At 61.9% G+C, this 13628-nt stretch carries 14 protein-coding genes; 5 read left to right on the forward strand and 9 right to left on the reverse strand.

The features are described 5' to 3' along the window. The 3 genes from PG896_RS14935 to arsC form a co-directional block, all read right to left on the reverse strand. Positions 1 to 882: linear amide C-N hydrolase (locus PG896_RS14935; RefSeq protein WP_270835867.1), on the reverse strand; the 882-nt coding region annotated here is incomplete at its 3' end. 248 nt (positions 883 to 1130) lie between these two features. Beyond that, entirely contained in the window at positions 1131 to 1505 is a 375-nt protein-coding gene (locus PG896_RS14940) for a DUF2069 domain-containing protein (RefSeq protein ID WP_043155315.1), read from the reverse strand. Continuing rightward, positions 1502 to 1852: an arsenate reductase (glutaredoxin) gene (gene arsC / locus PG896_RS14945; RefSeq protein WP_043155313.1), complete on the reverse strand. Its 351-nt coding sequence runs from the start codon at positions 1850 to 1852 to the stop codon at positions 1502 to 1504. Before arsC ends, PG896_RS14940 begins: the two co-directional genes overlap by 4 nt. A 60-nt stretch (positions 1853 to 1912) precedes the next feature. Between arsC and PG896_RS14950 the strand changes: the two genes are divergently transcribed. Then, on the forward strand, positions 1913 to 2392 hold the full coding sequence (locus tag PG896_RS14950) for a TlpA family protein disulfide reductase (RefSeq protein ID WP_171865932.1): 480 nt from the start codon (positions 1913 to 1915) through the stop codon (positions 2390 to 2392). A gap of 133 nt (positions 2393 to 2525) precedes the next feature. On the opposite strand, the gene PG896_RS14955 is transcribed toward PG896_RS14950, so the two are convergent. Next, positions 2526 to 3980, reverse strand: a complete 1455-nt coding sequence (locus PG896_RS14955) for a beta-barrel assembly-enhancing protease (RefSeq protein ID WP_223918331.1) — start codon at positions 3978 to 3980, stop codon at positions 2526 to 2528. A gap of 127 nt (positions 3981 to 4107) precedes the next feature. Here PG896_RS14955 and PG896_RS14960 point away from each other — a divergent pair, with 127 nt between their 5' ends. The 3 genes from PG896_RS14960 to PG896_RS14970 all read left to right on the forward strand — a co-directional run bounded on the left by PG896_RS14960 (position 4108) and on the right by PG896_RS14970 (position 6449). Then, positions 4108 to 4401 (forward strand): sulfurtransferase TusA family protein, encoded by a 294-nt coding sequence (locus tag PG896_RS14960; RefSeq protein ID WP_270835868.1) that lies wholly within the window; start codon positions 4108 to 4110, stop codon positions 4399 to 4401. Next, positions 4395 to 5465: an AI-2E family transporter gene (locus PG896_RS14965; RefSeq protein ID WP_029314318.1), complete on the forward strand. Its 1071-nt coding sequence runs from the start codon at positions 4395 to 4397 to the stop codon at positions 5463 to 5465. Before PG896_RS14960 ends, PG896_RS14965 begins: the two co-directional genes overlap by 7 nt. A 174-nt stretch (positions 5466 to 5639) precedes the next feature. Next, complete coding sequence (locus PG896_RS14970; RefSeq protein WP_043155304.1) at positions 5640 to 6449, forward strand: MipA/OmpV family protein; 810 nt, start codon at positions 5640 to 5642, stop codon at positions 6447 to 6449. 51 nt (positions 6450 to 6500) lie between these two features. Here the strand turns inward: PG896_RS14970 and PG896_RS14975 are convergent, their stop codons facing one another. Further along, positions 6501 to 7322, reverse strand: coding sequence for an alpha/beta fold hydrolase (locus PG896_RS14975; protein WP_201956444.1), 822 nt, complete (start codon positions 7320 to 7322; stop codon positions 6501 to 6503). Positions 7323 to 7478: 156 nt separating this feature from the next. Here PG896_RS14975 and ppk2 point away from each other — a divergent pair, with 156 nt between their 5' ends. After that, a complete protein-coding gene (gene ppk2 / locus PG896_RS14980) occupies positions 7479 to 8309 on the forward strand; it encodes a polyphosphate kinase 2 (RefSeq protein ID WP_104452734.1) in 831 nt (276 codons plus the stop codon). A gap of 127 nt (positions 8310 to 8436) precedes the next feature. Here the strand turns inward: ppk2 and PG896_RS14985 are convergent, their stop codons facing one another. The 4 genes from PG896_RS14985 to malE form a co-directional block, all read right to left on the reverse strand. Next, a complete protein-coding gene (locus PG896_RS14985; protein WP_039038631.1) occupies positions 8437 to 9573 on the reverse strand; it encodes an ABC transporter ATP-binding protein in 1137 nt (378 codons plus the stop codon). A gap of 70 nt (positions 9574 to 9643) precedes the next feature. Then, positions 9644 to 10534: a maltose ABC transporter permease MalG gene (gene malG / locus PG896_RS14990; protein ID WP_010674251.1), complete on the reverse strand. Its 891-nt coding sequence runs from the start codon at positions 10532 to 10534 to the stop codon at positions 9644 to 9646. Positions 10535 to 10546: 12 nt separating this feature from the next. After that, positions 10547 to 12202: a maltose ABC transporter permease MalF gene (malF, locus tag PG896_RS14995; protein WP_010674250.1), complete on the reverse strand. Its 1656-nt coding sequence runs from the start codon at positions 12200 to 12202 to the stop codon at positions 10547 to 10549. A 73-nt stretch (positions 12203 to 12275) separates the two neighbouring features. Next, positions 12276 to 13457: a maltose/maltodextrin ABC transporter substrate-binding protein MalE gene (malE, locus tag PG896_RS15000; protein ID WP_010674249.1), complete on the reverse strand. Its 1182-nt coding sequence runs from the start codon at positions 13455 to 13457 to the stop codon at positions 12276 to 12278. Positions 13458 to 13628: the final 171 nt, after the last annotated feature.

The raw sequence follows: 13628 nt of genomic DNA on the forward strand, positions 1-13628 counted from the left end.
GCGCGAGCAGCTATCACCCAGTAATGGGAATCCCCCTCCTGTGACGCGAAGCGCTAAGGTGGGGGAGGATGTCAAGGGTACCGAGACGTTGCGCATCACGCTCATCACCCCGGCCACTGCCTCGTTGGCCTGGTCGGTCTTTGGCAGGGTCTTGATGTAGAAGGAGGCGCGGGCAAAACGGTCCGCCGAGCGGTTGGTGCCGGGCAGCATGGTGAGACCGCCAATCTCCTCCCAGTAGTCGTTGAGGGCCAGTTGCTTGTCAAAGGTCGGCGAGTTGGTCATCACCTGATAGCTGCGGTCGTGGTAGCTCTGCAGCTTGCCCCCCACGTACTGGAAGATGGCGGAATCGCCGCTCGCATCGGAGAGGGAGAGGTGCAGCTGGCCCGGCTTGCCATCCGGGGTCAGGGTGGTCACCACATAGAACTCGTCCTTCGACAGGGCGGCGACCGAATCGGCCACGGTGGCGAAGTTGTCCAGCGCGTACTGGGCCCAGAGCGAGATGGAGAGAGTCTTGCGCGGATCCTTGTCGCTCGGGGTCACATACTCGGACTCGGTCAGATAGAGGAGGTTGGCCACCAGCCCCTTCTCGTTCATGCCGTCGGCGGTGCCCGCATCGAAGCCTGCCGCCACCACGGAGCCGTAGCGCGACGTCCACGTCATGGAGTGCGCACCGGCCTCCCCTTCCCGCGCGATGCCACGGGGCAGCGCCCAGAGATTGGTCGGCATGGCGCTGCGCCAGTCCATGGTACGACCGGTCACCACCAGCGCTCCCTCCCCCTGATAGACGGCGCGGGTACAGGCATCGGCGAGGGAACTGACGGAGAGGGAGACGGTCAGGGCCAGCAGGGTCTTATGCAACAGGGGGGAACGCAGGATTGTCATATGGATCACTCGAGTCTGTTGAAAACACAAGCATACCCCTTTTTGCATAACAGGGGCTGACTGAGGCTGGCAAACCAGGTGACAGATCTATCAACAGAGGTGCTGCCCTGCCAATCAGCGATCAATATCCATAAATTAATCAAAAAGATAAGCAAGCCACTTCGGGGCGATACCGCCAGATGCCATTCGCTGGCTTGCGTCGGTTTCAGACACATACCCTGCCCGCCAGCAGGCGGACAGGGAGGGGCTCAGCCTTCCTTCTTGCGGATACTCAGCCCCAGCTCGCGGCCACGCAGGCGGGCATAATAGATGGTGCCCACAAACGCCAGGGTGGTGAGCACCAGCTCCACCACCGCCAGCCACCGCTCCCCCTCATCCGTGGTGATCAGGGTCAGGGCGTGCAGGAAGTAGGGCATCAGCACGAAATTGCCCCAGGCGTGGGTGTAGGGATTGCCCTGCACTATGCCCTTGAGGGGGAAGAGCAGCGGCACCGTCCAGATCACCGGCAACAGCCAGGGGGCGAGATCCGGGTGGGGCGAGAGCCAGAGGTGCCAGAGCAGCACCCAGGCCAGCAGGCCGAAAAAACCGGCCAGGGTCAGCAGGCGAGCGAAGCGGGTGCTCACTTGAGGATCTCCAGCACCTGCTCGGGCGGACGACCTATGCGGGCCTGCCCGTTCTTGATGACAATGGGGCGCTCGATGAGCTTGGGGTGCTGGTGCATGGCACGAATGAGATCATCGCCGCTCACCTCGCCGAGCCCCAGCTCCTTGTAGAGCTCTTCCTTGGTGCGCATCAGCTGTCGGGGATCCGTGAAGCCAAGCTGACTCAGGAGGGTGCGGATCTGTGCCTCACTCGGGGCCTGCTCCAGATAGAGCACCACCTCGGGGGCGACCCCGTGCTGTTCCAGCAAGGCCAGGGTTTCACGGCTCTTGGAGCAGCGCGGATTGTGGTAGATTTGGGTCTCGCTCATGATAACTCCCTGATTAATCGCAAGATGGGACAAGAAATGGCGCTATTGTAGGGGAAACGGATGGTCAGGGTAAGCGGGAAGGCTATGGAAATGAAACGGATCTGTTGGCTGATTGTGGCAACCCTGCTGGGGGCCTGCAGCCCGGCACCCGACTTTACCGACGGCGCGGGAAAGAAGGTCAGCCTCGCGGAGCTCGGTGGCAAACCACTGCTGGTCAACTACTTCGCTCCCTGGTGCGCCCCCTGCCTGCGGGAGATGCCCCTGCTGGCAACATTGCACCAGGAAGGTCAGATCCGGGTGATCGCCATCCACTATGACCCCGCCTCTCCCGCCGAACTGACCGAGCTGGCACGGCGCCACGCCATCAGGGTTCCCCTGATGATCCCGGATGACGACGCCCGCCTCCCGTTCCCAAGGCCCGGGGCGCTGCCCACCAGCTATCTGCTCGATGCCAGGGGCACGCTGCTGGAGACCCTGGTGGGAGAGCTGGACGAACAGAAGCTCGCCGAGATAAAACGCCGCCTGGCGAGCGCCCCATAGCAGAGCCATCCATCACTCTCATTTCTTCATCATCAAGATGCGTTGAAACCGATGAAAGGCCCTATTTTAGCCTGCAAAACAAGGCGGGATGCCCCCAAAGGAGCACCCCGCCTGCCATCAACCCGCTCCGGACTCAGCCCTTGAGGCTGTCCAGATCCTTCTTGGCCCGCTCCAGCTGGGTGATACGCGCCTCGATGCGGGCCAGGGTCAGCTTGTCACTGGTGGTGCCCCGCGCCACGATCAGTTCGTCGATGGCCGCCTGGTAGTCCCCGCGCAGGGAAAGGGTCTCCGCCCGTGCCATGTGCAGGTCCGTCATTCTGCCCGCCTTGCGGTAGGCGTCCGACAGCAGGCTCCAGGCCAGGCTGTTCTCGTCGTGCTCCCGGGCATAAGGGTCCAGGATGGCGATGGACTTCTTGTAGTTGCCCCCCTCCAGATAGGCGTTGCCGAGGTTCACCACCACCACCTCGTTGTCCGGCATCCGGGTGCGGAAGCGCTCCAGTCTGGCGATGGCCTGGGCGCTGCGCCCCTTGGCGAGATCGATGTCGGTCAGGGCATCCACCACGAAGAGATCCTCCGGGTGACGGGTCGCCAGCTCCTGCATCAGGGTGTCGGCCTCGTCGGTGCGCTTGAGCTGCAACAGGGCCAGCGCCTTGCCATAGATGGCGGCATCCTTGAGGGGGTAATCCCCCTTCTGCAGGCGGCTGTCGAAGTAGGTGAGCAGCGCCTGGGGCGTCTCGGTGCCATAGCGCACCTGGATGCGCACCTTGGCCAGCCAGAAGTCCAGGCTCGGCGGCAGGGCGCGCGCGCCATAGCTCCCGGCCCGGGCACGGGCTTCGCTGATCCGGGTCTCCGGCAGGGGGTGAGTCAGCAGCATCTCCGGCGGCTTGCTGGCATAGCGGTACTCCGCCGCCAGCTTCTGGAAGAAGTTGGCCATGCCCATGGGATCGAACCCGGCGTCATACAGCGTCTTCATGCCGATGCGATCCGCCTCGTATTCGTTGTCCCGGGTGTAGTTGATGGCCGACTGCATCGACAAACCAAGCGTGGTCTGCAAGGCCGCGATGCCGGCGGTGGGGTTGATCACCGCGAGTGCAATGGAGCCCACCAGGCCGGCCAGGGTCATGGCGGAGCTGCTCGCCTGTGCCTCCATGTAACGGGCGATGTGACGCTGGGTCACGTGGGTGATTTCGTGGGCCAGTACCGAGGCCAGCTCGCTCTCGCTCTCGGCGTAGAGGAAGAGGCCGGTGTGCACCTTCACCCGGCCACCAAGGAAGGCCGCCGCGTTGATGCTGGGATCGTTGATGAGGAAGAAGGTGAACGGAAAGCGCACCCCGTCGGCATTGGTCAGCAGCCGCTGGCCCAGATCGTCGATGTATTCGTTGAGCACGGGGTCATCGATGATGGGCAGGCCCGCCCGGGCAAAACGCATGAAGGCGTTGCCGTAGCGCACCTCCTGCTCGATGGGCAGTGCGGCGACCCCGGCGGTACCGATGTCGGGCAACTGGTTGCTCCCCTGGGCGTGGAAGGTCGCCCCCATCAGGGTGACCAACAGGGGAAGCGATGCTATCAGGGGGGAAAAACGTGCCACGTTATCTCTATCTCCAATCAGACCCCAGCGGGCATCGGCAGAATACCCTTGCCATTCAAGGCCCACAAGCGTTGTTTCATCCTCTCATCACGGCCATAATGACCGCCACGCACGCGATGGAGTTCTCATGGAACAGCTCGACCTGACCCCCTGGCGTTGTCCCGAGCCCCTCATCCGGCTCAAGCTCTGGTTGCGCCAGGCCCGGCCCGGTCAATCCGTGTGCATCCAGCTCGGGGATGCAGGCTCCCGGCAGGACATTCCCGCCTATCTGCGCCGTCAGGGTCACCATGTCCAGACCCGGGAAGAGTCAGCTACCCGCCTCTCCCTGCTGCTCGTCGTTGCCCGTCCCCCCCGGGACGCCCTGCTCGCCCCCGAGCCCATGCCACCCCGTGAGCCGCCATCAAGGAAGCCTCGATGTTAGATGTATTGAAGCGCTGGTATCAGACCCGTTTTTCCGACCCCGATGCCGTCACCCTCTTCCTGCTGCTGGTCTTCTGCTTTGCCGTGCTCTGGCTGTTTGGGGATCTGCTGGCACCGCTGCTGGTGGCCCTGGTGATGGCCTATCTGCTGGAGTGGCCGGTGAGTCGCCTGCAACGGGGCGGCCTCTCTCGCACCGTCGCTACCAGCCTGGTCCTGCTGTTGTTCATCACGGTGACGACCCTGATGCTGCTGGGCCTCATCCCGACGCTGGTGAGCCAGGGGGTCAACCTGGCCAAGGAGGCCCCCGCCATGCTGGCCCATGCCCAGGACTATGTGCGCACCCTGCCGGAAAAATACCCCGAGATCATCGACGTCAGCCTGGTGGAAACCATCATCGACAACATTCGCCAGCGCATCCTGACCGGCGGCGAACAACTGGTGAGCGCCTCTTTGAGCTCCCTCATCAACGTGGTGGCCATCCTCATCTACGCCATCCTGGTGCCCCTGATGGTCTTCTTCATGCTCAAGGACAAACAGGTGCTGATGGGCGGCCTGCGCCGCTTCCTGCCCCGCAACCGCACCCTGGTGAACCGGGTCTGGGTGGAGATGAACGACCAGATCATCAACTACATCCGCGGCAAAGTGATCGAGATCGTCATCGTCGGCATCGCCACCTATGTGCCCTTCGCCCTGATGGGATTACGCTACTCCGCCCTGCTGGCGGTCGCGGTGGGCTTTTCCGTGCTCATCCCCTATATCGGCGCCGCCGCGGTGACCGTGCCGGTGGCCATGGTGGCCCTGTTCCAGTGGGGGCTGACCCCCGACTTCGCCTGGCTGATGGTGGCCTATTTCGTGATCCAGGCCCTCGACGGCAACCTGCTGGTCCCCCTGCTCTTCTCCGAGGCGGTCAACCTGCACCCGGTGGCCATCATCATCGCCGTGCTGGTGTTTGGCGGTCTGTGGGGCTTTTGGGGCGTCTTCTTCGCCATTCCCCTCGCCACCCTGGTCAAAGCGGTGCTCAACGCCTGGCCCAAGCGGGAAGATCTCCCCCGCCCCGCCCCCTGACCCTGGCAAGGGGCGAGGCTGGGTCTCGCCCCTTCCAGATACCGGCCACCAGCAGCACCTCCGTGACGCTGGCTCATGCTTGCCTTGTCGGGTTTAATTGAAAACCGACATCCGTTTGACTTGCTACGCAGGTCTGATTCGTTCCCACTGCCCACCCACCGACAAGGATCTGTCATGTCCCCAGTCCCTGCCCTGCGCCATGCCTCTTTGGGTGCCTTTCTGGCACTGCTGTTCTGTTCTCCCGTCCGGGCAGACCTCGATATCGGGGCCCTCAGCGCCTTCTCCAGCGACAGCCCTGACAGCCCCATTCCCAAGGGGCTGGTGCTGGGCGGGGCCGTCATCGGCGGTCAGGCCCGTTACCAGCACCAGGACGACACCCTGATGCCCATCCCGGGGGCCCTCTATTTTGGTGACAACCTGATGTATCTGGGGGATCGGGCCCGCTACTACCTCAGCCGGGATGGCAACCTCTCGACCTATGCCTTCGGCCGGATGCGCTTTGGCAACCTGGACCCGGACGACGATCCCTTCCTCCATGGCATGGAGAAGCGCAAGGGGCAGTTCGAGGCCGGTGTTGGGGCCGATCTCATCACTCCCTACGCCCTCTGGAGCGTGCGGGCCACCACGGATGTGACCGGCACCAGCAACGGTCAGGAACTGATGCTGTGGGCCAACTTCCCCATCATCCGCGGTCCCCTGCTGCTGATGCCGGGAGCCGGCGTGATGCTGCGCAGCCACAACCTCGCCAACTACTACTTCGGCGGTGTCTCGCAAGACGAAGCGAGGGCGGACAGGCCGGCGTGGAACACGGGCACCACCCTCTCCCCCATGGTCTCCCTCATCGGCAGCTATCGCTTCAGCGCCAACTGGATTGGCGGCTTTGGCATCAACTACGAGCGCTACGACGACGACATCGCGGACAGCCCCATCGTCCAGCATCAGGGAGAACTCTATGCAGGCTTCGGGGTGGGCTACATCTGGTAGCCCCATCCGGGCTCGACAACAAAAAAGGAGCCCATGGCTCCTTTTTTACGGCTATCCGGCGCAGCGCCACCCTGCCACTTCGGCGAGAAATTCGGCGAGCGCCCGGTTGATGAACGCGGGGTTCTCCAGGGTCGAGATGTGACCGGCCCCCGGGATCTCCCTGAACGGGCACCCCAGCACCTCGGCCATCAGATACCCCTCCAGCACAGGGCGAGCCTTGTCCTCGCACCCCGTCATCACCAGTGCGGGCAGCCTCATCTCTTCGAGCCAGTCGATGCGATCCTCCCGGGTCACGAAGCTGCGCCCCACCGCCACCAGGCTCGCCACCTTGTCGGCGGGCCATTGGGCCAGCCGTGCCTTGAAACCGGCCATCAGGGCCGCGTCCGGTTGATGGGCGAAAAAGAGCGGCGCCACCTGATCGGCGATGGGCGCAGGCACGGCGCCGACCTGTTCGATCATCGCCAGCATGCCGAGATAGCGCTCGCAGGTGATCTGGGGTTCAAGGCCGACGAAGCTGTCCATCAGCACCACTCCCTTGAGGCGAGCAGGCGCCATGCGCGCCAGCTCCACGCCCCACATGCCACCGATGGAGAGCCCCACCAGCACGCACTCGTCGATGCCAAGGGCATCGAGCAACGCCAGATGATCCCGGGCCAGGGTCGCCAGGGTGCATGGCCCCTCGGGCAGCACATCGGAATCCCCGTGACCCCACAGCTCGGGCACGATGCAGCGATACTGCCCCTTGAGGGCCTCGATTTGCGGTACCCACATGGCACTGTCCCACAGGTAACTGTGGCCAAAGAGCAGTGCCGGACCCTGCCCCTCGTCCAGATAGGCCATGCGGCGGCCCGCTATCTCCATAAACTGCTTCATGTTTTCTCCTGTTGCCAGCGGCGATGAAACTGGCTTTCCTGTTTTTCTGTTGCCAGCGGCTGATGAGGTGGCAGTGTAACACGCCACCCTTGGCAGGGGTGCCCGCCTGGTGCAAGCTGGAGAGACTCACAACGAGGAGTCACCAAGGAGAGGATGATGGCCAAGGAAAAGAGCAAGAAACGCCCCCGTCTGGACAAGAAGACCTACGAACATCACCTCACCCACCTGCAGGAGGAGCTGGTCAAGTTGCAGGAGTGGGTCAAGCAGGAGGGGCTCAAAGTGGTGGTGCTGTTCGAGGGGCGCGACGCCGCGGGCAAGGGCGGCGTCATCAAGGCGATCACCGAGCCCCTCAACCCCCGGGTCTGCCGGGTCACCGCCCTGCCCGCCCCCTCGGATCGGGAACGCACCCAGTGGTACTTCCAGCGCTACGTGGCGCACCTGCCCTCGGCGGGCGAGATGGTGCTGTTTGATCGCTCCTGGTACAACCGGGCCGGGGTCGAACGGGTGATGGGCTTTTGCAGCGACGACGAGTATCGCGAATTCCTGCGCGCCTGCCCCGAATTCGAGCGGATGCTGATCCGCTCCGGCATCACCCTCATCAAATACTGGTTCTCGGTCAGCGACGAAGAGCAGGAGAAACGCTTCAAGGAGCGCATCAACACTCCCATCAAGCGCTGGAAATTCAGCCCCATGGATCTGCAATCCCGCTCCCGCTGGGTCGAGTATTCCCGCGCCAAGGATGACATGTTCACCTACACGGATACCGAGGATTGCCCCTGGTTCGTGGTGGACGCCGACGACAAGCGCCGCGCCCGCCTCAACTGCATCTCCCACCTCCTTGGCAAGGTGCCCTACGAGGCGATCCACTACGAGCCCATCACCCTGCCCCCCATCAAGACCGAAGGGTATGAGCGCCCGCCGCTCACCAGCCAGCACTTCGTGCCGGACGTCACCGCCGCCCTCGAGTCAGACAAGCACGGACAGTGATGGGCCCCGGCCAGCCGCACCCGCTGGCCGGAACCCGGGCTTCGGATGACGGGCAATAAAAAGCCGGTCTTGCGACCGGCAAAAGGCATTGAACGTATAGAAAGGAAAACCTGGCACTCTCGCCCTCTCAGGCGCGGATATATTTGGCCGTGCGCGGGAACGCCTGCTCTTTGGCATCGAACAGGTAGCAGGCTTCGGCCGGGATGCCGACGCTGTACTCCTGGCCGGTGGCCACGTCGATGTCGGAGCTCGCCTTGACGGTGAAGTCGTGACCATCCACGTCCATGTAGACGAAGGACTCGGCCCCCAGGTGTTCGGCTACCTGCACCACGCCGCTCACGCGGCTGTCGGCATGGGCATGACCCAGCGGCACCAGGTGCTCGGGGCGAATGCCCAGCTCCACCTTGTCGCCCACCGCGCCGCGACGGGCATCCACCCGTGCACGGACGGTATCGCCGGAGGTGAGCTTGACCAAGCACTCCTGCTCGCCGATCTCCACCAGCTCGCCCGCCAGGAAGTTCATCTTGGGGGAGCCGATGAAGCCTGCCACGAACTTGTTGTCCGGGTTGTGGTAGAGCTCGAGGGGGGTGCCGAACTGCTCCAGGTTGGTGGCCGCCTCGCCCTTGAGCGGGCTCAGCACCACGATGCGGTTGGCCAGCGTCATGGCCTCCACCTGGTCGTGGGTCACGTAGATGATGGTGGAGTTGAGCTCCTTGTGCAGCTTGGCGATCTCGATGCGCATCTTGACCCGCAGGGCAGCGTCGAGGTTCGACAGGGGTTCGTCAAACAGGAACACCTGCGGCTGCTGCACGATGGAGCGGCCGATGGCCACCCGCTGACGCTGACCGCCAGAAAGGGCCTTGGGCTTTCTGTCCAGCAGCGGCTCGAGACCCAGGATCTCGGCGGCGCGCATCACCCGCTTGTGGATGTTCTCCTTGTCCATCTTCTTGAGCTTGAGGCCAAAAGCCATGTTCTCGTAGATGTTCATGTGCGGGTAGAGGGCGTAGGACTGGAACACCATGCCGACGTTGCGCTCCACCGGCGGCACGTCGTTCATGTAGCGCCCGCCGATGGTCAGCTCGCCGCTGGTGATATCTTCCAGACCCGCGATCATCCGAAGCAGGGTGGACTTGCCGCAGCCGGACGGGCCGACGAAGACGATGAACTCCCCTTCCTTGATGTCGAGGTTGATGCTGCGCAGGGTGTCCTTGTGGACAGCCGGGTCGTAATTTTTGCGAACGTTGTTGAGTACTACTTCAGCCATGTCGAGCTCCGCTCTTGAATCTTTGCAAATCGTGATGACGGGGGGAGCCAGCTCCCCCGGCCATGAACCGTTAACCTTTCACGCCGCCTGCGGTCAGACCACCCACCAGCCAGCGCTGGGCGAGCAGGAAGACGACCGTGATGGGGAAGCCTGACAGCACGGCGGCTGCGGCGAAGTCACCCCACAGGTAGTTCTGCGGATAGAGGTACTGCTGGGCCCCGACCGCCAGGGTCAGATTGTTCACATCCTGCAACAGGATGGAGGCCATGGGCACCTCGGTGATGGAGCCGATGAAGGCCAGGATGAACACCACCGCCAGAATGGGCACCGACAGGGGCAGCAGGATCAGGCGGAACGCCTGCCACGGAGTAGCGCCATCGATGGCCGCCGCCTCCTCCAGGGAGGAGTCGATGGTCTCGAAGTAGCCCTTGATGGTCCAGACGTGCAGGGCAATGCCCCCCATGTAGGCCAGGATCAGGCCGCCGTGGGTGTTGAGACCCAGCCAGGGGATGTAGTCACCGATCTTGTTGAAGAGCGCGTAGATGGCCACCAGTGCCAGCACCGCCGGGAACATCTGGAAGATCAGCATGCCCTGCAGGATGGTGGACTTGCCACGGAACCGCAGACGGGCGAAGGCGTAGGCACAGGTGGTGGAGAGCACCACTATCATCAGGGCGGTGATGCCCGCCACCTTGATGGAGTTCCACAGCCAGGTCAGCACCGGGAACGGCGGCGGCGTGATGCTGCCATCGGCGTTGGTGATGGACATGCCGAGCGCCAGCTTCCAGTGATCCAGGGTCGGATTGGTGGGGATGATCTCCCCTACCGAGAAGTTGCCGTTACGGAACGAGATGGCGATGACCATGATCAGCGGGAAGATGATCAGTGCCAGGAAGCCCCACATCACCAGGTGGGTTGCCCACACCCGGTATTTGACTGATTTGGGTTGTACGATTGCCATGTTGAAGCCTCCTTACAGTTGCTTGTCGGCTTTGGACAATTTCAGGTTGAGCAAGGCCAGCGCACCCACGATGAGGAAGATGGCGGTGGCGATGGCACTGGCCAGACCGTAGTCCTGACCACCCGAGCCCTGGAACGCGATCCGGTAGGTGTAGCTCACCAGCAAGTCGGTGGTCCCGGCCGGCGTGGTGGCCCCGATGATGTCCGGCGCCCCGTTCGTCAACAACTGGATAAGTACGAAGTTGTTGAAGTTGAAGGCAAAGGATGCAATCAACAGCGGTGTCAGCGGCTTCATCAAGAGCGGTACGGTGATCTTGAAGAAGTTCTGTACCGGCCCCGCCCCGTCCATGGCGGACGCCTCGTAGAGATCTTCCGGAATGGCCTTGAGCAGGCCCATGCAGAGGATCATCATGTAGGGGTAACCGAGCCAGGTGTTGACGATGAGGATCATCACCTTGGCCAGGAAGGGATTGGTGTACCAGTCCGGCTTGATGCCGAAGGCCGCTTCCAGGAACAGGTTGATTTCACCGAAGTTCTGGTTGAACAAGCCCTTGAACACCAGGATGGAGATGAACGCCGGTATCGCATAGGGCAGGATCAGCATGACCCGGTAGAAACCACGCCCCCTGAGCTGCTCCCACTGCACCAGACACGCCAGCACCATGCCGATCGCCAGGGTGAACGCCACCGAACAGGCGGAGAAGATCACGGTCCAGACGAAGATCTGCATGAAGGGACTCTGGATACCCGGGTCCGTCATGATGCGCATGAAGTTTTTCCAACCCACGCTCACCACGAAACCGGGGGCAACGCCCTTGCCGACGAAGTGACCTTCCGCATCGATGTACTGGTAGAAGCCGGTGTCACCGTTGGGCAGCATCAGCTCGCCGCTCTGGTTGTCACGCAGCAGGTTGCTGTCCTTGATCATGACGCCGGACTTGAGCACGGCGCCGTCGACCAGCTGGGTATAGAGCTGTTTCTGGGCGGCAAACTTGCGCAGGCTGCTCAGGGTCAGATGGATATTGCCTTCGGGCAGTACCACATCCAGGGCACTCAGGTGGGTGCGGTGATCAACGATGGCACGAATGGGTGCCGCCTCGCCGACCGTGGCCCCGTCCAGAGGCTGCAACTGAACAACCTGGGGCTCGTCACGGACCCGTCCTTCACGGACGGCCAGGGTACGCGCCTTGTTGTTCAGCAAGGTAAGGGGTGGACTGATAAAGGATTGCTCGTCCTGTTTCAGCAGCAGCTGAAACTGATTGTTCTCACCACCCAGGAGGGTGAAATCGAATTCACCGCCGGTCACCTTGTAGGTTTTTTTCAGATGGTAATCCCGTGCCTGCTCAAGGGAGAGCAAGTTGGATCCCGAATAGTTGGTGAAGGCGATGCCGATCGTGTAGGCAAGAGGGAAGATGATAAAAACAACCATGCCTGCCACACCGGGGAAAATATAACGGTGGGCATAGGTCTTCTTGTTCATGAAGACATAGAGACCGACGGATACGACCACCAGATCGAGCAGGGCAAATACCCACTCGCCGCTGGCATACATCATCACGGCCGCATAACCATTAAGCACTGCGATCAGTGCCGCCATGGTCCATTTCAGCCAGACGTACTTGTCTTTCTTCGGACCGGCATAGGATTCGATAGAAGGTACTACTTCCATGCCAATTAACCTTTATTGCGCCAAGAGAGATTGAGAGAGTGGGAGGCCCGAAGGCCTCCCGGGTAGTGCATGCTTACTGGACTATACGCTTGGCAGCGGTATCCAGGGCTTCGTCAACACCCTGACGGCCAGAGGTGACGTTCTTGAGGGCGGTTTCGAAGGAGGACCAGAAACGGCTCATCTCTGGCACGGACGGCATCGGTTCGCCGTTCTGGGCGTTCAGCATGGTGGCCTTGATGTTGGGGTCGGCTTCCAGGGTCTTCTGGAAGGACTTCAGAGCCACGGCACCCAGCGGCTTGTCGGCGTTCATCGGCGCCAGACCGGCATCGGTCAGCAGGTAGTTCTCGAGGAACTCGATGGCCAGATCCTTGTTCGGGCTGGCGGCGTTGATGGTGGCACCCAGTACGCCAACGAAGGCCTTGGCCGGCTTGCCTTTCAGGGTCGGCAGCTGGGCTACGCCATACTTGATGCCGCTCTTGTCCAGGTTGCTCCAGGCCCAGGGACCGTTGATCATCATGGCCACTTCGCCCTTGTTGAACTTGGCGTCCATCACACCGTAGTCGATGCCCTTCTCCAGGTGACCGGATTTGATCATCTCGGAGATGTAGCCGACGCCGGCCTTGGCACCTGCGTTGTTCACGCCGGTGTCTTTGACGTCATAGCCGGTGGCGGTCTTCTTGAAGGCATAACCACCGTTGGCAGCCACCAGGGGGTAGCTGAAGTAGGGGGTGTCATAGGCCCACATGATGGCGCGCTTGCCATTTTTCTTCAGGTCTTCGTCGATCTTGGCGATCTCTTCGAAGGTTTTCGGCGGGTTGGGCAACAGATCCTTGTTGTAAATCAGGCTGACGGCTTCTACCGCGACCGGGTAGCCATAGGTCTTGCCATCGACGGTCATGGCATCCCAGGCGAATTGCTCGAACTTAGCCTTGGTGGCGGCATTCGGGGTCACGGGAACCAGCAGACCGGACTTGACCCACTCACCGTAACGGTCGTGAGCCCAGAAGAAGATGTCAGGGCCGTTGCCGGTGGCGGCGGCTTGCTGGAATTTGACTTCAACCTGATCCGGGTGGGCGACGGTTACCTTGATGCCGGTTTCGGCTTCAAACTTCTTGCCGACTTCGGCCAGGCCGTTGTAGCCCTTGTCACCGTTGATCCAGATGGTCAGCTGACCTTCATCAATGGCAGCAGTGGCAGAGCAGGCCACGCCCAGGGTAGCCAGACCGATCAGGGATGACAGCAATTTCTTTTTCATGAGCCTTTCCTTGTATTAGTTCCGCGCTGTAAGAGCATTGTGTGCAGATGCATATTATCCCAAGCAGTCAATGCCTCACATGACACGCCTCGCATTTTTGAAATGCAATTACGTATTTTCTTCCAGAAACTTATGAAAACATTTTCTTATTTCAGCGACTTATCGGGATTT

The sequence above is a fragment of the Aeromonas sp. QDB30 genome (assembly GCF_027707645.1).
In the GTDB taxonomy this organism is placed as follows: Bacteria; Pseudomonadota; Gammaproteobacteria; order Enterobacterales; family Aeromonadaceae; genus Aeromonas; species Aeromonas caviae.

Coding starts and splice junctions, on each gene's coding strand:
- PG896_RS14975 (WP_201956444.1), bottom strand. CDS start 7,322: ATGAAGCAGTTTATGGAGATAGCGGGCCGCCGCATGGCCTATCTGGAC.
- PG896_RS14970 (WP_043155304.1), top strand. CDS start 5,640: ATGTCCCCAGTCCCTGCCCTGCGCCATGCCTCTTTGGGTGCCTTTCTG.
- PG896_RS14960 (WP_270835868.1), top strand. CDS start 4,108: ATGGAACAGCTCGACCTGACCCCCTGGCGTTGTCCCGAGCCCCTCATC.
- arsC (WP_043155313.1), bottom strand. CDS start 1,852: ATGAGCGAGACCCAAATCTACCACAATCCGCGCTGCTCCAAGAGCCGT.
- malG (WP_010674251.1), bottom strand. CDS start 10,534: ATGGCAATCGTACAACCCAAATCAGTCAAATACCGGGTGTGGGCAACC.
- malE (WP_010674249.1), bottom strand. CDS start 13,457: ATGAAAAAGAAATTGCTGTCATCCCTGATCGGTCTGGCTACCCTGGGC.
- ppk2 (WP_104452734.1), top strand. CDS start 7,479: ATGGCCAAGGAAAAGAGCAAGAAACGCCCCCGTCTGGACAAGAAGACC.
- malF (WP_010674250.1), bottom strand. CDS start 12,202: ATGGAAGTAGTACCTTCTATCGAATCCTATGCCGGTCCGAAGAAAGAC.
- PG896_RS14985 (WP_039038631.1), bottom strand. CDS start 9,573: ATGGCTGAAGTAGTACTCAACAACGTTCGCAAAAATTACGACCCGGCT.
- PG896_RS14950 (WP_171865932.1), top strand. CDS start 1,913: ATGGTCAGGGTAAGCGGGAAGGCTATGGAAATGAAACGGATCTGTTGG.
- PG896_RS14965 (WP_029314318.1), top strand. CDS start 4,395: ATGTTAGATGTATTGAAGCGCTGGTATCAGACCCGTTTTTCCGACCCC.